This window comes from Affinundibacterium seohonense (assembly GCF_014284305.1).
Classification (GTDB): domain Bacteria; phylum Pseudomonadota; class Gammaproteobacteria; order Burkholderiales; family Burkholderiaceae_D; genus Undibacterium; species Undibacterium seohonense.
Genome location: NZ_JACOFW010000024.1, coordinates 37406 through 62627, shown reverse-complemented (window position 1 = coordinate 62627; position 25222 = coordinate 37406). Strand labels below are relative to the sequence as shown.

Annotated in this window: 26 protein-coding genes; 3 read left to right on the top strand and 23 right to left on the bottom strand. The window is 45.6% G+C overall.

Annotation, left to right across the window (positions count from 1 at the left end; all coding sequences use genetic code 11):
- Positions 1-175: 175 nt before the first annotated feature.
- The gene (locus tag H8K52_RS17200) at positions 176-1213 is read right to left on the bottom strand and encodes an OmpA family protein (protein ID WP_186924142.1); all 1038 of its coding nucleotides are present in this window, start codon (positions 1211-1213) and stop codon (positions 176-178) included.
- Positions 1214-1408: 195 nt separating this feature from the next.
- Between H8K52_RS17200 and pnuC the strand changes: the two genes are divergently transcribed.
- Entirely contained in the window at positions 1409-2002 is a 594-nt protein-coding gene (gene pnuC, locus H8K52_RS17195; protein WP_186924141.1) for a nicotinamide riboside transporter PnuC, read from the top strand.
- Complete coding sequence (locus tag H8K52_RS17190; protein WP_186924140.1) at positions 1990-2529, top strand: AAA family ATPase; 540 nt, start codon at positions 1990-1992, stop codon at positions 2527-2529. The genes pnuC and H8K52_RS17190 overlap by 13 nt, the downstream gene beginning before the upstream one ends.
- A 223-nt stretch (positions 2530-2752) precedes the next feature.
- Here H8K52_RS17190 and H8K52_RS17185 read toward each other — a convergent pair whose 3' ends face one another.
- The 14 genes from H8K52_RS17185 to fliF all read right to left on the bottom strand — a co-directional run bounded on the left by H8K52_RS17185 (position 2753) and on the right by fliF (position 16253).
- Positions 2753-4300 carry an NAD(P)H-hydrate dehydratase gene (locus H8K52_RS17185; protein ID WP_186924139.1) on the bottom strand — a complete coding sequence of 516 codons (1548 nt, stop codon included), beginning with the start codon at positions 4298-4300 and terminating at the stop codon, positions 2753-2755.
- Positions 4301-4315: 15 nt separating this feature from the next.
- Positions 4316-5119 carry a flagellar biosynthetic protein FliR gene (gene fliR / locus H8K52_RS17180; protein WP_186924138.1) on the bottom strand — a complete coding sequence of 268 codons (804 nt, stop codon included), beginning with the start codon at positions 5117-5119 and terminating at the stop codon, positions 4316-4318.
- A 9-nt stretch (positions 5120-5128) separates the two neighbouring features.
- Complete coding sequence (gene fliQ / locus H8K52_RS17175; protein WP_186924137.1) at positions 5129-5398, bottom strand: flagellar biosynthesis protein FliQ; 270 nt, start codon at positions 5396-5398, stop codon at positions 5129-5131.
- Between the two features lie 9 nt (positions 5399-5407).
- Positions 5408-6175, bottom strand: a complete 768-nt coding sequence (gene fliP, locus H8K52_RS17170; protein WP_186924136.1) for a flagellar type III secretion system pore protein FliP — start codon at positions 6173-6175, stop codon at positions 5408-5410.
- 7 nt (positions 6176-6182) lie between these two features.
- The gene (gene fliO / locus H8K52_RS17165; RefSeq protein ID WP_186924135.1) at positions 6183-6605 is read right to left on the bottom strand and encodes a flagellar biosynthetic protein FliO; all 423 of its coding nucleotides are present in this window, start codon (positions 6603-6605) and stop codon (positions 6183-6185) included.
- Positions 6605-7036, bottom strand: a complete 432-nt coding sequence (fliN, locus tag H8K52_RS17160) for a flagellar motor switch protein FliN (RefSeq protein WP_425507557.1) — start codon at positions 7034-7036, stop codon at positions 6605-6607. Before fliN ends, fliO begins: the two co-directional genes overlap by 1 nt.
- Positions 7026-8027 (bottom strand): flagellar motor switch protein FliM, encoded by a 1002-nt coding sequence (gene fliM / locus H8K52_RS17155; RefSeq protein ID WP_186924133.1) that lies wholly within the window; start codon positions 8025-8027, stop codon positions 7026-7028. The genes fliN and fliM overlap by 11 nt, the downstream gene beginning before the upstream one ends.
- A gap of 5 nt (positions 8028-8032) precedes the next feature.
- Complete coding sequence (gene fliL, locus H8K52_RS17150) at positions 8033-8527, bottom strand: flagellar basal body-associated protein FliL (RefSeq protein ID WP_186924132.1); 495 nt, start codon at positions 8525-8527, stop codon at positions 8033-8035.
- A 362-nt stretch (positions 8528-8889) separates the two neighbouring features.
- Positions 8890-10878, bottom strand: coding sequence for a flagellar hook-length control protein FliK (locus H8K52_RS17145; protein WP_186924131.1), 1989 nt, complete (start codon positions 10876-10878; stop codon positions 8890-8892).
- Between the two features lie 30 nt (positions 10879-10908).
- Entirely contained in the window at positions 10909-11346 is a 438-nt protein-coding gene (fliJ, locus tag H8K52_RS17140; protein WP_186924130.1) for a flagellar export protein FliJ, read from the bottom strand.
- Between the two features lie 145 nt (positions 11347-11491).
- Positions 11492-12883, bottom strand: coding sequence for a flagellar protein export ATPase FliI (gene fliI, locus H8K52_RS17135; protein WP_186924129.1), 1392 nt, complete (start codon positions 12881-12883; stop codon positions 11492-11494).
- A complete protein-coding gene (locus H8K52_RS17130) occupies positions 12880-13557 on the bottom strand; it encodes a flagellar assembly protein FliH (protein ID WP_186924128.1) in 678 nt (225 codons plus the stop codon). The genes fliI and H8K52_RS17130 overlap by 4 nt, the downstream gene beginning before the upstream one ends.
- On the bottom strand, positions 13550-14545 hold the full coding sequence (fliG, locus tag H8K52_RS17125; RefSeq protein ID WP_186924127.1) for a flagellar motor switch protein FliG: 996 nt from the start codon (positions 14543-14545) through the stop codon (positions 13550-13552). The genes H8K52_RS17130 and fliG overlap by 8 nt, the downstream gene beginning before the upstream one ends.
- A complete protein-coding gene (gene fliF, locus H8K52_RS17120; protein ID WP_186924126.1) occupies positions 14538-16253 on the bottom strand; it encodes a flagellar basal-body MS-ring/collar protein FliF in 1716 nt (571 codons plus the stop codon). Before fliF ends, fliG begins: the two co-directional genes overlap by 8 nt.
- Positions 16254-16452: 199 nt before the next feature.
- Between fliF and fliE the strand changes: the two genes are divergently transcribed.
- Positions 16453-16800, top strand: coding sequence for a flagellar hook-basal body complex protein FliE (fliE, locus tag H8K52_RS17115; RefSeq protein ID WP_186924125.1), 348 nt, complete (start codon positions 16453-16455; stop codon positions 16798-16800).
- Between the two features lie 52 nt (positions 16801-16852).
- On the opposite strand, the gene H8K52_RS17110 is transcribed toward fliE, so the two are convergent.
- The 8 genes from H8K52_RS17110 to H8K52_RS17075 form a co-directional block, all read right to left on the bottom strand.
- Positions 16853-17614, bottom strand: a complete 762-nt coding sequence (locus H8K52_RS17110; protein WP_186924124.1) for a flagellar brake protein — start codon at positions 17612-17614, stop codon at positions 16853-16855.
- 34 nt (positions 17615-17648) lie between these two features.
- Positions 17649-17948, bottom strand: a complete 300-nt coding sequence (locus H8K52_RS17105) for an EscU/YscU/HrcU family type III secretion system export apparatus switch protein (protein WP_186924123.1) — start codon at positions 17946-17948, stop codon at positions 17649-17651.
- Positions 17935-19641: a flagellar hook-length control protein FliK gene (gene fliK / locus H8K52_RS17100; protein ID WP_186924122.1), complete on the bottom strand. Its 1707-nt coding sequence runs from the start codon at positions 19639-19641 to the stop codon at positions 17935-17937. Before fliK ends, H8K52_RS17105 begins: the two co-directional genes overlap by 14 nt.
- A gap of 3 nt (positions 19642-19644) precedes the next feature.
- Positions 19645-19980, bottom strand: a complete 336-nt coding sequence (locus H8K52_RS17095) for a flagellar protein FliT (protein WP_186924121.1) — start codon at positions 19978-19980, stop codon at positions 19645-19647.
- Between the two features lie 3 nt (positions 19981-19983).
- Entirely contained in the window at positions 19984-20457 is a 474-nt protein-coding gene (fliS, locus tag H8K52_RS17090) for a flagellar export chaperone FliS (RefSeq protein ID WP_186924120.1), read from the bottom strand.
- Positions 20458-20493: 36 nt separating this feature from the next.
- On the bottom strand, positions 20494-22503 hold the full coding sequence (gene fliD, locus H8K52_RS21825; RefSeq protein ID WP_186924119.1) for a flagellar filament capping protein FliD: 2010 nt from the start codon (positions 22501-22503) through the stop codon (positions 20494-20496).
- A 115-nt stretch (positions 22504-22618) separates the two neighbouring features.
- Positions 22619-22990: a flagellar protein FlaG gene (locus H8K52_RS17080; protein ID WP_186924118.1), complete on the bottom strand. Its 372-nt coding sequence runs from the start codon at positions 22988-22990 to the stop codon at positions 22619-22621.
- Positions 22991-23080: 90 nt separating this feature from the next.
- Positions 23081-24877: a flagellin N-terminal helical domain-containing protein gene (locus tag H8K52_RS17075; protein WP_186924117.1), complete on the bottom strand. Its 1797-nt coding sequence runs from the start codon at positions 24875-24877 to the stop codon at positions 23081-23083.
- Between the last annotated feature and the right edge of the window lie 345 nt (positions 24878-25222).

Below are 25222 nucleotides of genomic sequence, written 5' to 3'. Positions count from 1 at the left end.
GAACCAGTTGTTCCAAGGTGACCATTTCTAATTCGTGTTGGAAAGGTGTGGGTGTTTTTAGCATGCCGCTATTAAACCAAAAGGCCTCGCACTTGGCGAGGCCTTTTGGGGTTTGTCAGCAGTCTGAAATGGCGCTCATATCAGAGCGCCATTTTGATTTCATGTTAGAAAAAAATTAGTTTACGCGGCGTTCAAAAGTCATTTGTTCGATTTCTACGCGGCGATTTGGTTCCAGGCACTTGATCAAATCAGTACGTTTTTTGTTGGTACAGGTAACGACAGGGTTAGCTTCGCCTTTACCGACTGCATTCAAACGAGTCGCTGCAACACCGCTGTTGACGAGGTAATCACGTACTGCATTCGCACGTTTTTCGGATAAAGTCAGATTGTATTTATCTGAACCCAAACGGTCAGTGAAGCCACTTATGACGACATTAGATACGCTTGGTGATTCTTTCAACGCCTTAGCGATCTCATCCAGCTTTGGCTGGGTAGTGGCTAAAACCGCACTATCAAAAGCAAATAATTCGGTTGAGGACAAGGTATATTTTTCAAATTTTGGAACTGGTGCTGGTGGTGGTGGTGGTGTCACTGGTGCCGGTTCTGACTGTACCACAGGTGCAGGTGTTGGTTCTGCTTTGACCACTGGGGCAGGTTTCGCAACCTTGTCAAATAAGTAGTTTAGGCCAACAGAAAAGTATGTTGTGTATGAACGATTAAATCCAAAATCGTTATTCCCCATAAATGCACGATTACGGCGAATATCTGCTTGCAAAGCTAATTGTTCAGTCAAGTTCGCTTGTACACCCACACCAGCGCCGATAAATGGCGAGGTTGTTGATTTGTTCAAGTTGGTCTTAGATAATTTGTCCGCCTGCGCGCCTCCGCTAACTAATAAGAAAGGGCGAATAGTGTCGCGTGTCAACATATATAGGCCGTCAACACTTAACATGTTTTGACGATATGTATTGCCAGATTGTTTGGTGCGAGCTGTTGAACCGCCTAGTTGCAAGTCCCAATCTTGATCTAAAGCTTTACCAAAACGCAGACCCAAACCTTGGCCATCTTTAGTAACTCCAAAACGATTATCTGAGTTTGTGTAGTTGACACTTGGAGCTACATACCAAGAAGGATTGAGATCCAGGTTTTGTGCGAGCGCGGCTGTGCTGCAGCTAGTTCCAATAAGCGCAATGGCAAAAGCGATTTTTTTCATAAATGTCCTTATAGGTGTTTAGAGAAGTAAAAAATAGATGTCGACTGAACATGTTTATTGTAATCATTTAGAAGTGATTTGAAAGTCAAACATTGTTACTTGTTAAGTAAGTCATCTTTTGGGGTTTGGATGTATTTCCTGTTTAAAGTTTGATATGCTGCGGCACACCTCCACTTCACCCTGTATTGTTTGCTTATGAATCAAAGTTTGTCCCTTTGGTGGGGATTGCAAACCACCCCGTTAGAATTACTCTCATTTTTGCTGTCGCTAATTACGGTCGTTCTAACTATTCGGCAGGTGCATTGGGCTTGGCTTTTTGCGATTCTGTCGTCGGCTTTATACGGACTAGTTTTCTTTGATGCCAAGTTGTACGGCGACAGCGCCTTACAACTCATGTTTATCGTTGTGTCGGTTTGGGGGTGGTCACAATGGTTGGCGTCTAGTGATCGAACATCGGTTTTGCCTGTGAGTTTTTTAAGTGGGCAAGACCGACTATTCGCTGGTGTTGCATGGCTCGGCATCTTTGCGATTTTGTATGGTTTTTTGCATTTTGTTACCGATACGGATGTCGCCTTGGCGGATGGATTTTTGACGGCTGGTAGTTTGCTAGGGCAAATACTTCTATCACGCAAAAAAATTGAGAACTGGTATATATGGATTATTGTGGATGTGTTGTATGTCGCGCTTTATCTGTATAAAAATTTGATACTGACGGCATTGTTGTATGCCATTTTTGTCGTATTGGCTGTGATTGGTGCGCGTGCGTGGAGAAAATTATGTCAGGCTTAGCGTCTACTTTTTCAGTGAGTCGTATCGCAATTTTAGGTGCTGAATCATCTGGGAAGTCGCAATTGGCCGAGGCTTTGGCGACGCAGTATCAAACCGTTTGGGTACCTGAATATTTACGTGAATTTGTTGAAGTGCAGCAGCGTGTACCGACTGAGTCTGATCAATTATTGATCGCACAGACCCAGTTGCAGCGAGAAAGTGCAATGATATCTGCGGCGAAAACTTGGTTGTTTTGTGATACGACACCGAGTATGACAGCGCTTTATAGCCGCTACTATTTTCAACACATGGACCCAGAGTTGGCGCGTTTAGATCTGCAGCATACATATGATTTTAGCATTGTCACCGCGCCAGATTTTCCTTGGATCGCAGATGGTTTGCAACGCGAATCACCGGCGGTTCGACAGCATATCCATGAACAACTATTAGCAATGCTGGAACAGCGTGAGATTCCTTTCTTGTTAGTGGAAGGGAGTCTTTCTGAACGCCTGCAGCAAGTACAATTTACACTCGATTTTTGGAGCTAGCATCAGATTTTTCGAAGCTGCTTTCATGACGATATGTGATGGGTGACTAGGGGCGAAGAATGATATGTTCACATTTGCGTTGCAATAGATCGAGATTCGGTTGCGGGTTTGCACCTACGATGATGTCATCGTTGAACACCGTTTGTTCTTCTAGATTTCAGATCTTGGCCTAGTTTGCATAATGCAGAAACCAAATCATTCGTTCCGATCAGATCAGCTTCGATCAGATTCGATTTAAGGCTTGTCGAATCGCTGGAATAAATTCGCTGGCGCTCAGTCCGATTGGTCCGGTGCCGTCAGCAACGATATCGTCGGCTGCTTTTCCATGCAAATAGACTGCCAGGCAGGCTGCGTGCTCTGGATTTAGTCCTTGTGCGAGTAGTGCACCACACACGCCGGATAAGACGTCACCGGTACCTGCTGTCGCTAGGCTTGGATTGCCGCTGCTATTGATCCACAATTGATCGTGATGCGCAATGATACTTCCAGTCCCTTTGAGAATCACACATGCTTGCATGGTTTGGGCAATTTGTTGCGCGGCATGACAGCGATCGGTCTGGATGATTTTGGCATCGCTTTTAAGAAGGCGTGCTGCTTCTAACGGGTGTGGAGTGAGTATCGTCTTTCGTTTTTGTTGCGATCTTAAGCTTACAAGCGCTTGTAAGTCTTCATGCATGGCAAGGAGGTTGAGCGCATCTGCATCCAGCACCAAAGTCGGCGCTTCTTGTATCGCACGTTGTAGCAACGTCTTCACCTCGGCTGAGGTTCCCAAGCCTGGTCCGATCACCACAACTGCGTGAATGAAGTCTGAATCTTGCGCCATTCTGCACATTAATTCTGGATGCACTGGGTCAAACATAGGTGCATCGCCAGCGTAACCCAAATGTACTCGACCGGCACCACAGTACAGTGCGGCGCGTCCAGCTAATAATGGTGCACCGGCCATTCCAGCGCTACCGCCGACAATTAAGACATCACCAAAAGTGCCCTTGTGGCTATCATGTTGGCGTTTGGATAGACTGTGATGAAACGACTTTTCTACCAATAAGTGGGCATGCGGGCTTGGAAATACACTTGGCTCTATTCCAAGATAATCGACATGAATTTCCCCCGCATAGTCTTTGCCCATGGCTGTATGCAAGCCAATTTTATTGCCGATAAAGCTTATGGTGTGATCGGCGCGTAAAATGCAGTGTTGTTCATCAAATGCTTGGCCTGTATCGCTCACTAATCCACTTGGAATATCTAATGCCAAGACTGGCACAGCATGGATCTTGGTTTGTTGATTCAAGTGGAAAATCAATGTGGCAATGTTCCCTGCAATCGCGCGATTGAGACCAATGCCAAACAGTCCATCGATGATCAGATCCCAATGACTTAGGGGCATGTCCTCAATTTGTTGCTGGCTCAGCCAGATTGCAGTGCTATGTTGCGCACGTTGTAAACTTTGTCGCGCTTCCGCTGAATGTTGATCTTCTTTTCCGAGCCAAAGGAGATTAATCTCTATCCCTTCCGCCGCTAACAGATACGCAACTTCCAATGCATCTCCGCCATTGTCGCCAGCGCCTGCCAAAATTAATATACGACTGTCGGTATTTGGTAACAGATGGGTTGCTAAGCGTGATGCGGCTAGTCCAGCGGCGCGCATTAAGGCGCCTACGGGCAAGAATTTTTTTGCGTCGATTTCTATTTCACGCAATTGCTTGGCTTGAAAGAGTGCAGTCGAACTGATCTGCGGCACCGAATTAGCAAATGTAGCAGAGGTAAGCATACGATGTGGGCATCCTTAAGGCTTTTTCGGTGCGCTAGGAGGCGAAGATAGACCTAAATCTTTTATGCTATCTAAGCCGTGTTGAAACATATTTTCTAATGGTAGTAGATAATACGGCAGTATTAGCGTGAGCATCAAAAAGCCGACCGCAATCGTAATCGGAAAGCCGATCCCAAATAAATTTAACTGCGGTGCAGCGCGTGTCAAAATACCGAGCGCGATATTGGTGATTAAGAGTGCGGCGACGATAGGCATCGACAATATCATGGCAATCTTAAAAATTTCCTCGCCCCAAATCGCTAGTCTTTGCACACTAAAACCCATTTCTAAAGAGGTAGAAATTGGAATTGTTTTAAAGCTGTTAATTAATGCCTCAAACATGGCTAAATGCACGTTCATACTCAAAAAAAGTAAAGTCGCAATGATCACCAAAAGTTGCGAGATCGCGGAAGATCTGCCACGTGTTTGTGGATCGTAAAACGTAGCGAAGCCCAGACCCATGGTTAAGCCAATCACCTCACCCGCCATTTCTACGCCAGCAAAAATGAGCCTGACAATAAAACCCATCGCCAGCCCCACGATAAGTTGTTGAATTAAGACGACGATGCCAGTGATGGACAGTAAATCGACATTGGAAAGTGGGGCGATACTTGGCGCCACGATCAAAGAAAGAAACACACCTAGTACAATTTTAATATTGACTGGTACACCATTATTTCCAAACGGTGGGGCGATGGCGATAAAGCCGAGTATACGCGTCAAAGGCCATAAGAACGAGGCGATTAAGGCGATAAGCTCATTGCTGTTAAACGCAATCATGGGATTAGATTAGCCTGCCATAAAGGCGATGCTGGTAAATACTTCGCGCATATAGTCACCAAGCACACTGAGCATCCACGGACCTGCCACGATTAAGGTGACAAAGATACCGACCAATTTGGGAATAAATGATAAGGTCGTTTCATTGATCTGTGTGGCAGCTTGAAAAATACTGACGATCAAACCGACCCCGAGTGCAACTAATAACAAAGGGGCAGAAATCATTAAGGTGATTTCCATGGCATGGCGACCCATGGTCATAACACTGTCTGGAGTCATCGTTTTTTCCTAGTAGAAGCTACGCGCAAGCGAACCGATTAATAACTGCCAACCATCAACCAAGACAAATAACATCAATTTAAATGGCAGCGATACGATCGAAGGGGAGACCATCATCATACCCATCGCCATCAGAACACTAGCGACCACCATATCAATGATCAGGAATGGAATGAAAATCGCAAAACTGATTTGAAAGGCGGTTTTGAGTTCGCTAGTGATAAATGCAGGAATTAACACCCGCAATGGAATATCCTCAGGACCTTGCAGAGCTGGCGTATTGGATAGTTTGACGTAGAGTGCGAGATCGGATTCCCGGGTTTGTTTCAACATGAAACCCTTTAATGGTTCTACGCCTTTTTCCATTGCCTGTTGCATGGTGATTTTATTTTCGGAGAATGGCAGGTAAGCATCCGCATAAATTTTATCGAATGTCGGTCCCATGACGAATAAGGTCAAAAACAAGGATAGACCCACTAAAACTTGATTCGGTGGCGCGGATTGCGTACCGAGTGCTTGGCGTAATAGCGACAACACAATGATGATACGTGTGAAGCTCGTCATCATCAGCAATACTGCCGGGATAAACGCTAAAGAACTCAGGAACAGCAGGGTTTGTATGCTCAGCGAATAATTTTGACCGCCGCCTGACGCTGGTGCGCTAGTAATCGCTGGTAGTCCGCCAGCTTGTGCAAATACGTGACCAGAGAAGCCGCACAACAATATGAATATACTGAACGGCAAAAATCGTAAAAGGGTGATGCGCAAGATTTTCATAAGCTACTTAGTTCTGTGGTGTATTGCGCTTTTCCAGGGTTTTCTTCAGCCAGTCTGCGAATGGAGCGGTGGCGGTGATAGCGTTGTGGTCCGTATCGGGTAGTTCCTGTTTTGGCATACTGGCTAGCGTATTAATCTGTTGAGCAGTCACGCCCAAAACCAGCCATTGATCCGCAACTTCGATGACCATAACCCGCTCACGATTGCCGATACTGATGCCACCGATTACCTTGACTGGTAGCTTGTGACCGCTGGCAATTGGACCGACTCGTTTTACCAACCATGCCAGTAACAGCATGATGCCGATGACGACAACCAAAGCTAAAAAAATCTGTAGTAAACCTGTGCTAGGGCTGACAGCGTTAGCTTGGGCATACGCCGATGTTGGTAGCATCAGCGCCAAGCAAAAGTATCGAATTAAATTGGTCATTATTTATTGAGTTTGCGGATGCGTTCGGCAGGAGTCACGATATCGGTCAAACGAATACCGAATTTGTCATTGACGACCACCACCTCACCTTGGGCGATCAGGCATCCGTTTACCAACACATCCATAGGTTCCCCAGCGAGGCCATCAAGCTCCACGACGGAACCTTGTGCCAATTGCAGCAAATTTTTGATCGCAATCTTGGTTCGACCCAATTCGACAGTTAACTGAACAGGGATGTCGAGTATGAAATCAATGTCATTGTGTGTTTGTGTTTGTGGGCTTTTGCCAAACTCTGGAAAGATTCCTGCGCTTGATTGCGTCGCAGGTCCAGCTGCGGCACGTGCTGCGGCTTCTGCATCGGCCTTCTCCTGTTCGGCAATCGCAGCACCCCAATCATCTTCGCTAATAGGGCTGTCATTTTCATCCATTATTTTCTCCATGTGCTATTTCATTGACGCTCGAACCTAGCATCTTGTCTACGCGTAAGGCGTATTGTCCATTGAATACGCCGTATTTACATTCCATGACTGGCGTGCCGTCGACCTTTGCCGAGACGATTTCAGGCACCGAGATTGGTATCACGTCGCCGACTTTCATATTCAAAATATCGCCCAGCGTTACTTTGGCAGAACCTAAGTCAGCGACGATTTCGACCTCGGCAATTTGGATTTGCTGCGTCATTAATCGGACCCAGCGCTTGTCAATTTCCAGTGTTTCCCCTTGCAGACTACTGGTCAATAAATCACGAATCGGTTCTATCATCGAGTAGGGCATGCACATATGCATTTCACCACTGACGGGACCAAGTTCTATCGTGAAGGTGGTTGACACCACGACTTCATTTGGCGTAGCGATATTCGCAAACTGGGTATTCATTTCAGAGCGAATATATTCGAATTGCACTGGGTAGACAGGCTCCCAGGATTTTGCATACGTCTCGTAAATGATTTCTAAAATTCTCTGAATAATTCTCTGTTCTGTTTGGGTGAAATCACGGCCCTCGACCCGCGTATGAAATCGGCCATCGCCACCAAACAAATTATCCACCAGCAAAAACACTAAACCCGGATCTAGCACAATGAGAGACGTGCCTCGGAGTGGTTTCATGTGAGTTAGATTCAAATTGGTCGGAACTACCAGATTACGAATGAACTCACTATATTTCGAAACTTTGACCGTGCCGACTGAAACCTCTGCGCTACGGCGTAAAAAGTTAAATAAACCAATACGTAACAAGCGTGCGAAACGTTCGTTGATAATTTCCAACGTTGGCATACGGCCACGAACAATTCGTTCTTGGGTAGCCAAATTGTAGGGACGGACACCCGAGGTATCTTCAAGCGACTCCAAGTCGTCTTGATCGCCAGTCACGCCCTTTAATAGGGCATCGACTTCTTCCTGTGATAGAAAATTATCAGACACAATTATTATTGAACAACAAATGAAGTGAAGAAAACGCCACTGACTTTTTGTGACGGACCCTTGGGGGTGAACGGTAAGTTGATCTGTTCAGTGATTTCATTGACCAATACCTCTTTGCCTTCTGGCGTTAACAAACCTTCGGCATCTTTACTTGACAGTAACATAATCAAACGGCTTTTGACTTGAGGTAAATTGGCTTTGATTAAATTAACTTGTTCGTCATCGGGAAGTTGTAAAGTCATGTTCACCTGTAAATATTTTTCACCTATTTCTGATTGCAAATTCACCACGAAAGGTTCTAACGGTAAAAAGACGGGCGCTTTGGCCACTTCTTCCTTATGTTCTTTTGGCGCTTTCTTGCCAGACATAAAGAACATTGCTCCACCACCAGCCGCGCCTAAAAGGACGACCGCAGCAACGATGATCAAAATCAGCTTCTTTTTGGATTTACCAGCCGGCCCAGTCGCTTCTTCTTTTGGTTTTGAAGGTGCTTTTGACATATTCAGTTCTCACCGATTTTAAGTTTTGCTTCGATTGAAGAAATTATCCCGCATTTTGGTTGAATTTGATCTTCAAATAAGAATGGGATTTGTCGCTTAACTCTACTTATGCAGATGTCACGTTGGACGACATAAGTAGGTGAAATATTATTGCTAAACTTTACGACGTTTGATTGGCGAATCTTACATCGATTACGTCATTAAAGTTTCACAAAGGAATTTTTCACGCGTTCAATTATAGTATCGTTTTTGCTTGTGTAGACCGCAAAGCAACAAGCGTGATGAAAAACGACTGATTTCATCACGCTTCGACAACAATATTGCCGTTATCTGAGTGCTTGCTGTGAAGGCGACGGCCTTGTTCAAGCGAATGTGTCGACTAAGCCTTGCGCTTGTGATGGACGTGATGTCGGCATGTTTTGAGTTGTGTTCTCTACCGTCGCGTCAACTTTATTCGCATTTCTTAGCTGAGAGCTGGCACTTTGTTGAGATTTGTCTGGGCTGAACGCATTTCCTGATTGTGCAGAGTCTGCACTCACTGAGAAGCCTGATAAAGAAATTCCTGCGTTATCCATCATTTCGCGTAACTTCGGCGCTGCAGCTTCAATTGCTTCTCGCACGTCAAGATGCGATGACACAAAACTGGCATCTACAAAACTATCGCTGATGCTGAGCACGACCTGAACCGGCCCCAAATCAGGCGGATTGAGTGTGAGCTGGGCAGTCTGCTCTCCACCTGCAACCATCCAAACAATTTTTTGGCCGATTGCTTGATCCCAGGCTTTTGTGCCGAATCGCGCACTGATATGCTCGGTCGCCAAACTACTAGCCGCGGCCATCACTGTTTGGATTGCTGGTGGCGCTGCTATTACTTCGGGTTTCGCTGCACTGATCGCAAACTCGTCAATGGCTTCCGACTTTTGCAACACGTTCTGCTCTTGCTGTACTTGTGAAAATTGGGCACTCAGTTTGTCTGAAAATAGGGCATTCGTTCCGACTCCAGATAAGCTGAGATCCGCATGATCTGGACGCAGATTTGTTGTGGTATTTTTCTCACTCACTTGTGGTGTTGCCGGATTCACTGCTGGTGTTACCGTCGCATGATTAACGTCAAGTGTTTTCGCAGAGCTGACAGTTGTATCTGTCCTCGCCGATGCGGCTAAAGTCATCTCAGGTTTTGTGCTTGGGGCGGCTGAGACTCCAGGCATTTTCGCTACCGGGATGGTTTGGCTTAAATTGAAACTATTCTGTACTTCTTGACTTCGGCTATCGGTGACTTGCATTACAGATTTTTCTACGGCGTTTAGATTCGCTGTGGCGGCTGCGCTGATTGTCTCTAGGTTTGAACTGACATCCACAATATCAATCGTTGCTGTTGGGCCACCTTGGTTAGACATTGCAGGATCATTTGCCACATTTGTTGTGGCATTGCTTGCCGCTTCTGCTGCTGGCAGCCTGTCACCACTGAGTTCACTGACGATTGTGGACGTTTTATTGTTGGTCGACAATGTTGTTACAGGCATTTTTATTTCGGTAACACGGTTTGTGTCATTGAGATTGGCGCTGCCGGTTTGAGGTGTGTCTGTAAGTCTTTTGCTATCAGCATTCACCTGTGCCTTGGATGCGATGGCGACATCGGCTTCGATCAAAGTTTGATCATTTGGTGTCGATGGATTCGTTGGTGGCGCTTGGTTGACTGCCATTGGAATTACAGTTGCGGACGTCGATGGCGTTGCTGCAATTGGCGCATTAGTGTTTTCGCTTTGAGCGCCCAGAGCCATTTCTATCATATGGTTTAGCTCGGTGTTCGTTGACACTTCTTGTGGTGCGCCGTTCAGTAATTCTTGGCTTGCTGCATACGGTTTTGTACTTGCCGCTAAGTTAGTCGCATCGGCGTTGAAATTCATATCTAATATCGGTGTAGCGGTGAACGCTGCTGTTCCTTTGCCAGCATCGAGTGCAGCGCTATCTTGTTCCGTACCAGCGTTGTTTGGTTGCGTGAATGTATTGATGTTATTAACGAAATTAAGCAATGCAGCGGTATCATTTAAGGTACCCAGTGCTGTATCGTTTCGATTGGACTCGTCGTCATCTATTCTTTCCTCATTACGACCTTGAGACTCCGTGTTGTTAACTTTTATTGAGTTTGTCGCGGTCGATGTGTGGGATTTATTTGGATTCGAAATAGTCGTTTTCGGTGGTTCCACAAAACTTTTTTTAGTTTTGCTTGCAATCTCATTTTTAAATACTTGATTGAACGTATTACTCGCCTTCATTTCACTAGGCGGCGGGTTTGTTTTTGTGGCGTTCAGTACGGGTAAGGCGGGTGTGATCGATTGCGAATTAGTCATTTTGACACCTACACGATTAAGTTATTGCATTTATTTTTTGTAGAACAAGGTGCGACCCGCACGCTCGTCAGTTTGTTTTTGATCTCGTTTATTTTCTTTCTTAACTTCAGCGGCAGCGTTTCTGTCGATTAAAGTTTTATACGATAAACGTTTTTTTTCACATTCTTGCCAGACTTTTTTCGCAATTTCTATCTTATATTCTGCATCTGCTACCAGGCGCTGTTGCCCGTCGATTGCTTGATCAAGTTTGCCGATAAAACCTTGAAAATTGGTGAATTGACTGACATTTAAACCTTGTTGTGCATTGTTTTGAAATCGAATGACATAGTCGGCGCGATATTGATTTAATAAATTTAACTGTTCGTTGGCATCGTCTTTAGCTTTAATCGCACGTCCCAGATTTTTTGCCGCATTATCGACATCGTTTTCTGCTAACTCTATCAAAGTCGTTAGTGCAGATGTTGTCATGGTGTTCTCAATTCACACTGATATTCAAGAATTACACAAAATCACTCGTGCGTGGATGTTAGCGCCGAGCCAAACTAACGACATTTCTCATGTTTTTATTCTTTTATTTTATTCTCGCGTCTATCTTACAACTAAGTCATTTTTTCTAAACGTCGAATAGAGCTGAAAGTCCCGCTAAGCTCTCGCTTATGCTCGACTTTTCTGTGATTTCTTGTTGCAAAAATGCTTGAATTTGCGGATATTTTCGAATCGCTTCATCCAGTATTGGATCAGAACCCGCTGAATAAGCACCGACATTGATCAAATCACGACTACGCTCATAGCGGGAGTACAGTTGTTTTAATTTCCGCGAGAGCCGCTGATGATCGACCGAGGTAATTCCATGCATAGCGCGGCTGATAGACTGTTCAATGTCAATCGCCGGATAATGTCCACTTTCTGCTAGCGTGCGGTTTAATACGATATGGCCGTCAAGAATCGCGCGCGCCGCATCGGCAATCGGATCTTGTTGATCGTCGCCTTCAGTTAATACTGTATAAAAAGCGGTGATAGAGCCGCCGCCAAGCCGACCATTGCCAGCCCGTTCCACCAGAATCGGTAGCTTGGCAAATACGGAAGGTGGATACCCTTTGGTGGCAGGTGGCTCGCCAATCGCTAAAGCAATTTCCCTTTGTGCCATGGCATAACGCGTCAGTGAGTCCATGATCAACAGCACGTTCTTATCCTGATCACGGAAATATTCTGCAATCGTGGTTGCATAGGCGGCACCTTGCATACGCATCAAAGGTGGCGCATCGGCCGGAGCCGCCACGACTACTGCCCGGGCAAGGCCTTCTTCACCTAATATTTCTTCAATAAATTCTTTAACTTCGCGACCCCGTTCGCCGATGAGTCCAACCACGATAACATCCGCCGTGGTGTAGCGAGCCATCATGCCGAGTAATACACTTTTACCCACACCCGAGCCAGCAAATAGACCCAAGCGTTGACCACGTCCTACGGTCAACATGCTATTAATGGCGCGCACGCCAACGTCGAGTTTTTCTTTGATAGGGGCGCGTGATAATGGATTGTAGATACGCGCGCCAAGTGGGGCAGTGGCGCGGCAAACTAAAGGGCCAAGGGCATCCAAAGGCCGACCATTGGCGTCAAGTACTCGACCTAATAACTCTTCTCCAACGGGAAGGTGTTTGGTCCTATCTGCACTGCGTCTATGTTTGCCCTGTTCATCGGCGCTTACTGGGGCCTGCACAGGAAATACTGGCGCGCCAGGGATCACGCCTTCCAAATCGCTCTGCGGCATCAAAAATAAGCGATCGCCATCAAAGCCAACCACTTCCGCTTCGATCTTTACCCCATTTTGTAATTGAATCACGCAGGCGCTACCGACGGGAAGCTTAATGCCAACCGCTTCCATGACCAAACCAGTGACTTTGACGATGCGACCGGAGACGTTCTCGCTCTGAACATGGGAGAGCGATTTTGCACTAGCCGCAAATTGTTCTTTCCAACGTTGTGGCGAAAATCCGTCGTTCATAGATGATGATTTGAGGTGGAGCTCATACTCGACAGTGTCTCGGTCAGGCGAGCCCAGCGAGTTTCGTAGGTGGCATCAATCAAATTTTGTGCCGTTTCGATTCGGCACCCGCCTCGGGTTAAGTGCTTGTCGCCAAACAAACGCCAGCCATCTTGTTCCAAACTACTTCCCATGAATTCTCTGATGAGATTTAAGTCGTCTGGATGTAAAAATATCTGTGCTGGTTGATGAATCGCTGGCAGCATTTCGATCGATTCTTTGACGATTTCCATAATCGCCTCGGCATGGTGCTCAAATTGATGCTTGGTCATTGCACCGGCTAAATCGACTGCCAATGTCAACAGATCTTGACCGATATCTTCGTGAGCTTGAGTCAGTTGCTGTCGAAAGTTGTGTTGGATTGATTCGATGCCAGCTAGGGCGTCTTTGATTTTGATTTGCATTTCGGCCGAACCTGCGTCCTGACCCTCCTGATAGCCCAGCGCGTAGGCTTCTTTATACGCTGTGGTGTACGCTTCGTTTCGTGCCTGCTCCTTGATGGCGGCGATTTCTGTCTCGCTGACTTTGACCGCTTCCGCAACGCGTTCCAATTGGGCTGGACGCTCGTCACCAAAGGATGCCATTTCCCAGCGCTGAAATGCTGTTTGTTGTCCTTTGGAAAGGGCGTTAGACATAGGCATCCTCACCTTTTGCACCCAACATGATTTGTCCCTCATCTGCCAAGCGGCGAACGATCAGGAGAATTTGTTTTTGCTGCGCTTCAACTTCAGATAGGCGAACTGGTCCTTTAGATTCGAGATCTTCACGCATCATTTCAGCCGCACGTTGCGACATATTTTTGAAAATCTTTTCGCGCATATCGGCATTGGCACCTTTCAGTGCAATGATCAGTGAGTCGGACTGAACTTCACGCAATAGGAGTTGGATGCCGCGGTCATCAATTTCAAGAATATTATCAAAGACGAACATTTCGTCCATGATTTTTTCAGCCATGTCACCATCATACTTACGTAGATTTTCCATGATGGATGCCTCGTTCTCACCACTCATAAAGTTGAGAATTTCAGCTGCAGCGCGCACGCCACCAATCGATTTTTTCTTCAAACTTTCGTTACCAGTCAACAGTTTAGTCAGTACATCGTTCAGCTCACGCAGTGCGGTGGGTTGAATACCATCTAAAGTGGCAATGCGGAGTACCGCATCATTGCGCAGACGTTCACTGAAGTGATTTAAGATTTCGCTGGCCTGGTCACTTTCTAAATGCACCAGAATTGTTGCGATAATTTGTGGATGTTCGTTCTTGATTAATTCGGCAACGGAGGCAGAATCCATCCATTTCAAGCTTTCGATTCCACTGGCATCTTTGCCACCCAAAATGCGATTGAGTAGTGATGATGCTTTATCGTCACCTAAAGCTTTCGTTAACACGTTGCGAATGTACTCATCAGAATCCAACCCGACGGATGAGCTCAGATCCGCCTCGGATTTGAATTCTTCGAGTACTTTGGCAATGGCTTCGTGTGGAATCGCACCGATGGTCGCCATTGCTGCACCGATCTTTTGAACTTCGCGAGGTCCGAGGTGCTTCATCACCTCAGCAGCGCCATCCTCGCCAAGTGCGAGCATTAATGTTGCTGCTTTTTGTATGCCGTCTTCACTCATTGGTAACCCATGATTTAATTACGTTTGCGACGATTTTTGGATCTGAAGCAGCAAGTTGTTTTGCCATCTCCAAATTAGTTTCATAAGTAGACATTTGTTGTTTGCCCTGTTCCTCCGCTTCGGTATTAATATTCACTACCGCAGCTTCTTCCTCTTCTGCTTGGCGTTTGGCTTCTTCTTCCTCTTCCTCTTCTTGGCGTTTGAGTTCTTTTTCTTTCTTTAACTTTTCCTCATCTTTTCCAGTTAGTTTATTCAAAGTGGGTTTGAGATAAGCAAAGAACAGATAGAGTAACAGTAAACCACCAATCAGATATTTTCCAATTTCTTTTGCTGCTTGAAGCACGTCCGCTTGCTTCCAAAGCGGTATTTCCTCAGCAATAATTTTTTCTGGAGGGGCAAAAGGACTGTTGACCACATTCAAGGAATCTCCCCGCTCTTTACTAAATCCCATTGCTTCTCTGGCTAGGTCCGTGATCTGAGTTTTTTCAATCTCAGTTAGTGCACGGGTAATCGTCTTACCTGACTTGTCGATTTCAGTTTTGTAATTGACTACGACCGCAACGGATAAACGTTTCAAACCACCCATTGCTTGTTGCGTATAACGTATCGTTTTGTCGACTTCAAAATTCATGGTCGAGTCTTTTTGTGTCAAGCCTGTGGCCGATGCAGCATTTGCCTGTCCATTGGCAGCAGGGGGCGTGCCTCCGGTAATTGGCGCTGTTGCCGGTGTTGGTGGTTGATTGCTGAGCGCGCCAGGTGTGCCCGAGGGAGCTGCTGGCTTACCATAGATTTCGCTAGTTTGTTGACTGCGAATGCTGCTCGCCTCTGGTGGTGAATTTGGGCGATACGTTTCTGCAGCTTGTTCGCTACGAGAAAAATCAATATCGGCTGTTGCCTCGGCACGTACATTTTGAATCCCAACGATAGGTGAAATGATGGACTCAATTTTCTTCACGATGCCTTGTTGAAATTCTTGTACATATTTCAGCTGTGAAGGATCCAAATTATTGTTCGCGACTTGTTTGCTCGTATCGGATAGTAAATTGCCATTTTGATCCACGATGGTGACATTTTTTGCTTGTAGCTCAGGAATGCTGCTGGCGACTAAATGTAAAATGGCACTAACCTGTTGTTGATCAAGTACACGGCTTGGATATAGATTTAAGAGGACTGAGGCAGTCGGTTTTTGTTGTTCTCGTACAAAAACAGAGGCTTTGGGAATTGCCAAATGGACCCTTGCAGTTTGTACTGCAGATACTGCCTGAATTGAACGAGCAAGTTCCCCCTCTAAGGCGCGTTGAAAATTAACTTGTTCTAGGAAATGCGAAATACCTAGTTTTTGGTTTTCCATTAGTTCAAAACCAACATTGCCGCCTTTGGGTAGGCCTTGTGAGGCCAGTTTCAAGCGTGCATCGTGAACTTGATTGGATGGCACCAGAATGGCGCTACCACCTTCGGAGTATTTGTAAGGGATATTTAATTGCTGTAAAGAGGCGACTATTGCGCCGCCATCTCTATCATTAAAGTTTGAAAACAGCACGCGATAGTCGGGCGCCTGACTCCACATCCATACGCCAACCATCACAGCAATTGTGATGGCCGCGCCAATCGATAAGAGAATTGTGCGCATGCCAGGAGTCTGGAGAATGCCTGATAATCCTGGTGCTGCTATCTCTGGCTCGAGTGTTGCTTCATTTGCCGTTGCCATGTGCGCTCCTGATATGTTGCTGGCTTAATTCATATTGCTGCATAGTTTGTTCCATGAAGGTTTCTTCCTTGGTACAAATTGTGAGGCTTCTTGACTTAATTAAAGGGCAGAAAAACGGCAGTTTCACACGTCTTATTCGAATTAAGTGTTTTTTTTCCGGTGCTAAGCTTTCACCATTGATAAAAAACGGAGAGTGCAAGTGAATATCGGAGGCATAGACAAAAGTCGGATCGATGCGATGGTGGCGCAACTGAGAGCTGCAGCGACGAAAATGGAAGGTGGCGCCTCAGAAGTTACCGCTCTTAATCCTGCTGCTGCGCCTAAACTCGATTTCGCCGATGCTTTGAAATCGTCTTTAGATCAGTTGAACGCAGCGCAGAGTGCATCACAAGACATGGGTAAGAAATTTGCAATGGGGGATGAAAGTGTTAGTTTGTCAGATATGATGATTTCTATGCAAAAAGCTAGTATCTCATTTCAAACTACCGTGCAAGTTCGTAACAAGCTCATCAGTGCCTATCACGATATTATGAATATGCAGATCTAGCGTGAACAGAAATAGATACGTCGTGATTTTGTTAATGAATGATGAATTTAATTTAATTTATACCTGTCATTTTTGCATTGCGTTCGCGCTCTAATTTCATGATATAGCGCTGTACAGTTGCTAAAGTCCGACTCGACAGATTTAAGAACGCACAGCCAAGTCGACGGGTGGTTCTTCCATTGAGTAAAGTCAAATCCTGAGAATTGCGAATTTCAATATTGATCTCTAAAAGTCCGACGCCGGGCAAATCAATTTGACAGTCGGTGTGTCGAGTTCCAACCGTGATATCTAACGATCTCTGATCATCTAAGATGGCAATCCCACCACAGCTGATATCAACCAAAGAAAATTTACCTAGATATGCCAGTTCGTCCACTAGCATTGGAATTAAACATTTGATTGGACTTGAGACTGGCGTATTGATGCGGTAGTTTTCTCGTCTTTGTAGGCGTATCAGATTGCTTGGAATGAGCATTTGCAGAGCAGGGCGCTGCTCAAAAGTTGTTCTTTGTAATCGCGATGAGGAAAATTGAATGCTAATTCTGTCGAGTAAGCCATCAAAAAATACTTGTGGTGCATCCACAATTCTTTGGTTGGCTTCTACGCCTGGGGCGCTGTCAATGATGACAACATTATTGGTGTCGTCAACTTCCAACACTGAAGTGATAAAAACTTCAGCACCGTTATTGATGAACATACTAATCAATTGATTCTTTTCTTTAAACCCACGCAGTAATGCGATAATTTCTCGTCTTGATTCAACTTGGTATGGACTTTGGTTTTCTGTTCCTAGGGACGGGAAATTTACTTGCATAAGGCTGGTATCTTTTTGTGATTTTTTGATTATTTTAAGGGGGCTGAGTGGGAGTGCTTAGTGCATTCAACTCGCTTTCTATATGGTATAGCCAAGCGAGTAGTTCTGCAACCACTCGATACAGTTCGGGCGGAATGGCATCATCCAAATCCACTTTCATCAGCAAGGTGACGAGTTCTTTCGATTGATGAATAAAAACACCACTGTCCTTCGCGCGCTTGATGATTTCCTCGGCGACGAGACCACGCCCTTTGGCGACGACTTTTGGCGCAGGGTCATCATTGCCATAACTTAGGGCAACAGCACTTAGTGGTGGGACTTTAGAGTTGTTCATCTTGGCTAGCCTTAAACGATTGAAGATGCGTGCCCGAAAGTTCAAGTGATTGGACTAATTGATTGGCATGCGCGTTTAGTTCTTGAGCGGCTAGCTCTGTTTGACTCTTCATGGATAATTGAACTTGATTCGATAATAAGTCAATTTGAATGGCAACAACACCCAGATTGGGTAGTTCAACTTTGAGAAAGCTGTGATGCCGAATCGTACTTTCTTCTTGGTTTTCATGTGTATGACTTGTTGCGTCAAATTTGTCTTGACCAAACACTTCCCAAGAAAAAGGGATGTTAGGTGTGAGCATGCCACTCATCACGAATTTGTTATGTTCCAAAATTGATAATTGTTGTCTAACGATTTCCCCTAATTCTTGGTGTTTGTTATCGTTTTGATCCAGCAAGACCTTTTCGGCGCTCAAATTATCCAAGGCAAGGCTATAGATTTCTTTTTTTGTTTCTATATTTTGTTGCTCGACCTCAGCCATTGCATGCTTCATTATTTTGGATTGTGGCTCTTGCTGCAGCTCTTGATAGCTTTTCTTTCCTTGTAAAAAGTCGATGACATGAGACTCATAAAAATAGCCACTTTTAACGACGCTTTGTTTGAGTTGAGTTTCCAACATGGCAGGTAAATTTTCTGCAAGTTGTCCTACTGTGGCGTTACTAATGAGCGGACGATTTTCAGGTAACTTCAAACCCTCACGATAAGCCATATTTGTCTCGCCCAATAGATGACTGATCAGTTGACCGGTCGAGCTCAATTCCGTCTGTATGCTCTGTGGATTTTGTAGAGCTTGAGCATAGTTTGCAATGGCGTTGCTAGCGTGATGTTTGATAAGTGGTTGTGTAATACTCGTGCTGCGATTGGCTGTGCCAGCAGTGAATACAGGAACATCAGCCTCTAAGTCTTGGTAGCCACTTGAGGGTGCGAGAAGTAAGATCTCGTGTTGAATATTGCCAGATTTCGTGTGCAACGCAGGCGATGAGAGCGCCGTCTTGGGAGAATCGATTAAAAAGCTAATATAAGGGCTTAAGCGGTTGAGTTTTAAGGGGAGCTTGTCACCGACCTGCGTGCCCATCGGTAAATCGAGTTGCAACATCAAGCCACCGACTTTAGCATGATAACTCCCATCCTCAAATTGATCCGTCACGTCTGCGCTAACGCTATTTCCTAGTCCTATCCTAGCCAGCTTCACAAAATCGTCTTGCTTAATATTTGCAATAAATTTGCCTGAAATTGGTGCTTCGATTTTTGCACGATTTGCATTGAACAGCGGTGTGCTTTGCAATTCCATTGTCGTGTTTAACTCGCCATTTGATGGCGGCAACAAAGAAACTGTTTGCTGGCTTGCACTGGGCTTATTGTTGATGGGATTAGCTGAAGGGGCTCGACTAGAGGACGTCAATAAGAAGCTGACGCGGGGCGTGAGCCGATTAAGTCTCAGCGTGATGTTATCACCAACATGCGTACCCTTCGGTAAGTCTAGGCGCATCGGCGCGCCTTCTATTTTGGCGATATAGCTACCATCCTCCAATTTCGCTATGACTTCTGCTTTTACCTGATTTCCCAAGCCGATCTGATTGAGCTTTACTGCGATATCTTGTTTGATCGCATCAACTGGTTTGATGGACGTTGGTGCTTCAACACCAGTTGTAATAATCAAGTTTGGATCTAGGCGCGGAAAATTAATGGCCATCGACTATCTCATTTGGTTCGCACCATAGCTTTGGGAAAGTTTGCGATTGGTGCTTGAACTTTTCATGAGATTGGCAAGATTTTGCATCCACGGTTCGGTGATATCTCGAATAGAGCGGTCATCGGCAAGGATTTGCTTAATGATTGCAATTTTCTTTGTTTTCAATTCGGCAGGCAATTCAGTTGGTCCTTCGAATTTCTTCAAAGTACTGACGTGATCACTGCAATCGCCTTCTAATTTACTTAATAATTCCCAGTCATTGGCACGAGCCGCCACCAACATATCCGCCGTGATCAGAGCGACTTTTTCGTACACGGCTAACAGTTCAAAACTATTCATGGTTTAGGCCTTAAAAAGAGTAGTGCGACGTGGTTCGAGCGCGTCTATAGGCGGAGGAGGACTGTCGGTATTCAGTTGATTATTGTTTGGCGCAATCGCTTCCCACGAGAATTTCAGATCGCGCAGCAGATTCTGTACTTCTATTACGCCTTCTGGTTGATTGTTTAAATTAGCTTGCAAAAGACGATTGCTCATATATTCGTATAAAGCATCCAGACTTACTGCAATATCGCCCCCAGCTTTTTTATCTAGGCTTGCGCGTAATCCTGTTTCAATGATGGCAATGGCTTTTGATATGGAGTAGCCTTTTGCCGGAATGTCATTGTCTTTCATGTACTGTGTGGCATTAGCGAGCGAAGTGATAGCACCGTCATATAGCATGATAATTAACTTGTGAGGACTTGCTGAAATGACGCCGGTTTCAATACCAACTTTAGCGTAGGCATTTGCGCCATGTGAATTAGGGGAGCCAAACATAGAATTCCTTTATTGAATCCGATTAACGATTGAAGTTTAATTATTGCTACTGGTTAGTGCATTTAGTTGCTGTGTAAGAAAGGAGCTCGTATTGTTTAAATTACTCACTATTTTATCGAGCGCTGTGAACTGAGCCCGATATCGCGCTTCTACATCGAAAAGTCTGCTGTTTAATACTTCGCGTTGCTTCCCAATGTTCTTGATGTTTTGGTTGACTCCGCTGGTCGTGTTTTGGATCGTGCCGCTTGCACCTAGAAAACCGCTAACTAGACTACTTAAGGTCGTCGCATAACCAACCGAAAAATTGATGTTGCCGCGCGAGCCTGTTGAGCCGCCAGAGACGAGTAATCTTAATCCTTCAGCGCCAGTGCCATTGCCACCAAGCAGAGTCTGTCCACTGCCAGTAGCACCGATGCCGTTTATGGTTCCTTCCACGTTGAGTCCAGAAACACCAAGGGCAACTGTACCAGTCAAAAGCGCAAAACTTGATCCTGAACTGTCGGCCAAACTAACATTGGATGTCGTGCCAAATTTATCTGATTCGATTGATAGAGTTCCGCCAGAGTTACTTACTTTGACGCTTGAACCGACCGCGGAAAATGCTGTGGTGCTATTAATTGATGTTTGTAAGAGTGTGACCAAAGCTGATGGGGTGTAGTCACCTGCAGCCAATGAGACGTCAGCAGTTAATCCATTAAGCGTGACCTTGATCTTGGTATTAGCGTCAATGGTTGTTGTCGTTGGAAGTGGCAAATCACCAGTTAACTTTGCTTTGGTCGCAATTTGAGAAACATTGACCGCATAGGTTCCCGCTTTTGTGGCACTACCCGATCCGGAGATGGCAATGAGACTGTCGGAGCTTGAGCCTAGTGATGCAAATAAGCCACCAATTTCAGAAAATTTTGTATTTAACGCGGTGGTAAGTTTGCCTGAATCGACGCCTAGTGAGCCATCTTTCTGAAAACTAATCCCAATTTGCGCAAGAGATGTAACGCCCCCTCCGAGACCATTGACCGCGGTACTTAAAGTTCTACGAATTTGATTCTGAACACTTTGAGTGGTTGCATCGCCCTGCAATAAACCCGCTTTTTTTGTATTTGGATCATATGCAGTTAAATTCTTAATGGTGGAATTGAGATCATTGTATGCTTTTACAAAACTAGTAATGCCTGCTTGTATTCCGGTTGTATTCGCTGCTACAGAAATGGATGTAGTGCCAACTTTGGATAATGTAAGTGATACACCTTGAACTGCACCTAGAATCGTATTTGACGCACTAGAAATAGCAATTCCATTGACGGTAAGGTTTGCATTCTGAGCGGTACTCACTTCTGTAAAATTTTGCGTGCCAGCCGGATCGTAAGTTAATAGTGAAGTGATTGCCGCATCTTCGCCGGATGAGCTGATTTTAATACTCGATGATTCTCCAGTTTTGGAAGAGCTAAGTACTAAGTGATACGGGGTAGCACTACCATCTCCCACAATGGAAGCTGTCACGCCGACACTGCCGGCATTGATGGCATCGCGAATACCTTGCAGAGTGTTATTGCTACTATTAATTTTGACTGTGCCTACTGTTTGGCTTGCATCTTGCTGGAACGTAGTCAGTGGAGGATAGGCTCCGCCAGATGCCGTTCCCGTAATTTTTCCGAATTGGAATGTAATTGTTGTTTCAGTGCCAGTACCGATAGGGTTAGTTGAATCCACTTGTCCAGCGCTGGAAATCGTTTGTGCTTGGGCTAACTTACTAATGTTTAGACTGTAATTTCCCGCTGTCGCCGAGCTACTAGCTGTTGCAAATGCAATCGATGCATCGCTTGGCGTTGCATTGAGTGATTGAAACGTTGTCGGATTATTTAATGTGGTGAGCGAACTTTGAAACGCTGCTACGGCACCATTTAGTGAGCCATAAGCCGACAGTTTAGCCTGAAAGCTTGCTTCTTTTTTTGCTAACGCCGTTAGTGGCTGACTTTCAACCTGCATCAACTTGGTGATTAGCGAGTTGACGTCAAGATTGGAGCCGATACCTGTAGATTGAATACCCACCTGATTCCCCTTAAATTTAGTAATACTTTACTGTAGTAACGGCAAAGGCAAATCAGACTTTAGAAGGAATTTTACATGCCAGTTTCAGCAATAGATTTTTTAAAATTATTCATGTTTAAGCTGTTTGCTTGATGAGAAGTCCTTGCAGTCTATCCAACGACTTGGCAATTTCAAGTGCTTCTTCAGTGGGAATCTGGCGTAAGACTTCCTTCGTCTGCTGATCTATAACCTTTACAATGACATTGCTAGTGTCTTTATCAACACTAAACTCAAGGTTTTGTGAAGCGGCCTGAATCGTTTTATTGATAGCTTCAACGGCTTCGTTTACTTGTTCGCGCGTATAAGTCTTTTGACTTGCCCCAGCTTCCGCAACCGGGTTCGCGACTTGCGTCGCAGTAGCGTTAGTATTGATCGGGCGAGGGATGTTTGTGATGCGATCTGACAGTGGTGCGCTCGACGTTGCGGTGCTAAGCGATGGGATGTTCATGATAATTTCCTTAAAGTAAAATTCCCCTGATCAATAAATTGACCAGGGGACCACTTATTTATCAATGATAACTTACTAACTGCTCATTGATTATCCACGGAGGAGTGAGAGCACACCTTGTGGTAACGCGTTCGCCTGAGCCAAGATTGCAGTACCTGCTTGCTGCAAGACCTGACCACGTGTCAGAGACGCAGTTTCTTGGGCGAAGTCTGCATCGCGGATACGGCTACGAGAAGCTGTTAAGTTCTCAGTAGTTGTATTCAAGCTGCTGACCGCAGATGCGAAGCGGTTCTGATAAGCACCGAGCGAAGCGCGTGACGTATTGACAGCAGACAAGGCAGCATCAATCGTAGCCAGCGCTGCTGTCGCGCCAGATGCCGATGTCAGATCCAGTGAGGACAGGCCACCACCGACTGTCGTAGAAGCCGATACTGCTGTTGTGCTTAGACCTGCTGCTGCTGCGCCATTGCCCGCTGCAGAGGTGGTTGTACCTGCAGACAAACCAGAGGCTGTGAGGCCACCAGCTGAGCCAGCAACAACAATGTTGCCGCCAGTCAGCGATGTCAATTTCAATGTGCCACTCGAGTCTGCGGTTGCAGTGACGCCAGTTTTGGCAGAAGAGCCATTGATTGCATCTGCGATATTCTGACCGGCGATCGCTGCTGTCGCACCACTTGCAACTGCACCAACATCAAAGCCATTGATAGTGATTCCACCTGCGGATAACCCGGATGTAGTCGCTGCACCACCTGCTGTGACGCTAGTTTCTGAACCATTGGTTACTTGAATACCCTTGGAGCTGCTGGAAGTCAGGCTGACTTGAGCGGATACCGTAGAAGTGGTGGCGCCACTAGCGGTACTAGCTGTCAGTCCGGTCAGCGCATCAGTTGTCGCAGCACTTTGCGTTCTTTCGATCGTGATGTTTCGACCATCGGAAGCCGACAAATTAACAGCGCCAGTCGATGTGTCATAGCTTGCAGATACGCCGGATTGCGCAGATTTAGCATTAATCGCCGCTGTGATTTGAGAGCCGCGCTCTGCTGCTGTACTTGCAGAAGCAACTGCACCGATATCAACTCCGTTGATTTTGATGGAGCCAGAAGTAATCGCAGTCAGACCACCGCTGCTGACTGCTGTACCTGCAACGCTCGTTGCATTGGCAACTGCAGATACACCCGTGTTGCCAGATGCTGCGTTGATCGCTGCTGCTTTAGCAATCGCACTACCGTTGGCGTCTTTATAAGAGACGCCATCAGCACTGGATGCGCCGATACCGACACCATTAATCACGAGCGAACCAGCACCGAGCGCATCATTGGTATTCGCTGCGCCTGCCAAATTGGCGGAGTAGCTAGAGCCTGAGCCCACACCCAAAGAGCTGGATTTTGCACTAGCGATGGAATCAATAGTGATCTGATCGTTAGATGTGCCGTTGGCACCGATTTGGAAAGTCTGCTTGGCAAAAGAACCATCCAGCAAATTGACACCGTTGAAGTTCGAGCTGCTGGCAACACGGTTGATTTCAGAGATCAGCTGGCTGGCTTCGTTATTCAACGCTGCACGATCAGATGCACTGTTTGATGCATTAGCTGCTTGCACAGACAAGTCACGAATACGTTGTAAGTTTGCACCAATCTGAGATAAGTCACCCTCAGCTGTTTGCGCAAGTGATATACCATCATTGGCGTTACGAACGGCTTGATTCAAGCCGCCGATTTGTGACGATAAACGTTCAGAGATCGCTAAACCAGCAGCATCATCTTTAGCGCTATTAATACGCAAACCAGAAGATAAACGCTGCAAAGACGTGTTCAAAGACGATTGTGACGTTGTGAGATTGCGTTGTGCATTGAGGGACGCAATATTTGTGTTGATAAATGAAGCCATGTTGTTTCTCCTTACCTAAGTTATTCAATTTGGCGTTTTAGCCTCTAACTTTGGTCTGTCTTGTTGACTGTTGCACCGCCGTTGTAAAGGGTAACGGTCAAGGTTTGAAAACTTTTAGGAAGTTACCGAAAATAAACATTATTTTTTTTGCTCAAGTTTTTCGGTTTTTTCCGCTCTACGACAGTTTTTTGAAATACTTTAGGGTGATTTGGGCTGTAATCTTGCCTCTTTTTTGCTGTTGAAAAAGAAATTTTCTCGATAGAATGAAGGCGTCAAATTGGCTTCTTGAGCTTTCGATGCATGAATTCTGAGTTGACTCACACATGTTGCAGGAATTTTTGCTTA

What these genes read in the sequence shown, in the direction of transcription:
- H8K52_RS17200 (WP_186924142.1), bottom strand. Translation starts at nt 1,213, where the DNA reads ATGAAAAAAATCGCTTTTGCCATTGCGCTTATTGGAACTAGCTGCAGC.
- pnuC (WP_186924141.1), top strand. Translation starts at nt 1,409, where the DNA reads ATGAATCAAAGTTTGTCCCTTTGGTGGGGATTGCAAACCACCCCGTTA.
- H8K52_RS17190 (WP_186924140.1), top strand. Translation starts at nt 1,990, where the DNA reads ATGTCAGGCTTAGCGTCTACTTTTTCAGTGAGTCGTATCGCAATTTTA.
- H8K52_RS17185 (WP_186924139.1), bottom strand. Translation starts at nt 4,300, where the DNA reads ATGCTTACCTCTGCTACATTTGCTAATTCGGTGCCGCAGATCAGTTCG.
- fliR (WP_186924138.1), bottom strand. Translation starts at nt 5,119, where the DNA reads ATGATTGCGTTTAACAGCAATGAGCTTATCGCCTTAATCGCCTCGTTC.
- fliQ (WP_186924137.1), bottom strand. Translation starts at nt 5,398, where the DNA reads ATGACTCCAGACAGTGTTATGACCATGGGTCGCCATGCCATGGAAATC.
- fliP (WP_186924136.1), bottom strand. Translation starts at nt 6,175, where the DNA reads ATGAAAATCTTGCGCATCACCCTTTTACGATTTTTGCCGTTCAGTATA.
- fliO (WP_186924135.1), bottom strand. Translation starts at nt 6,605, where the DNA reads ATGACCAATTTAATTCGATACTTTTGCTTGGCGCTGATGCTACCAACA.
- fliL (WP_186924132.1), bottom strand. Translation starts at nt 8,527, where the DNA reads ATGTCAAAAGCACCTTCAAAACCAAAAGAAGAAGCGACTGGGCCGGCT.
- H8K52_RS17145 (WP_186924131.1), bottom strand. Translation starts at nt 10,878, where the DNA reads ATGACTAATTCGCAATCGATCACACCCGCCTTACCCGTACTGAACGCC.
- fliJ (WP_186924130.1), bottom strand. Translation starts at nt 11,346, where the DNA reads ATGACAACATCTGCACTAACGACTTTGATAGAGTTAGCAGAAAACGAT.
- fliI (WP_186924129.1), bottom strand. Translation starts at nt 12,883, where the DNA reads ATGAACGACGGATTTTCGCCACAACGTTGGAAAGAACAATTTGCGGCT.
- H8K52_RS17130 (WP_186924128.1), bottom strand. Translation starts at nt 13,557, where the DNA reads ATGTCTAACGCCCTTTCCAAAGGACAACAAACAGCATTTCAGCGCTGG.
- fliG (WP_186924127.1), bottom strand. Translation starts at nt 14,545, where the DNA reads ATGAGTGAAGACGGCATACAAAAAGCAGCAACATTAATGCTCGCACTT.
- fliF (WP_186924126.1), bottom strand. Translation starts at nt 16,253, where the DNA reads ATGGCAACGGCAAATGAAGCAACACTCGAGCCAGAGATAGCAGCACCA.
- H8K52_RS17110 (WP_186924124.1), bottom strand. Translation starts at nt 17,614, where the DNA reads ATGCAAGTAAATTTCCCGTCCCTAGGAACAGAAAACCAAAGTCCATAC.
- H8K52_RS17105 (WP_186924123.1), bottom strand. Translation starts at nt 17,948, where the DNA reads ATGAACAACTCTAAAGTCCCACCACTAAGTGCTGTTGCCCTAAGTTAT.
- fliK (WP_186924122.1), bottom strand. Translation starts at nt 19,641, where the DNA reads ATGGCCATTAATTTTCCGCGCCTAGATCCAAACTTGATTATTACAACT.
- H8K52_RS17095 (WP_186924121.1), bottom strand. Translation starts at nt 19,980, where the DNA reads ATGAATAGTTTTGAACTGTTAGCCGTGTACGAAAAAGTCGCTCTGATC.
- fliS (WP_186924120.1), bottom strand. Translation starts at nt 20,457, where the DNA reads ATGTTTGGCTCCCCTAATTCACATGGCGCAAATGCCTACGCTAAAGTT.
- H8K52_RS17080 (WP_186924118.1), bottom strand. Translation starts at nt 22,990, where the DNA reads ATGAACATCCCATCGCTTAGCACCGCAACGTCGAGCGCACCACTGTCA.
- H8K52_RS17075 (WP_186924117.1), bottom strand. Translation starts at nt 24,877, where the DNA reads ATGGCTTCATTTATCAACACAAATATTGCGTCCCTCAATGCACAACGC.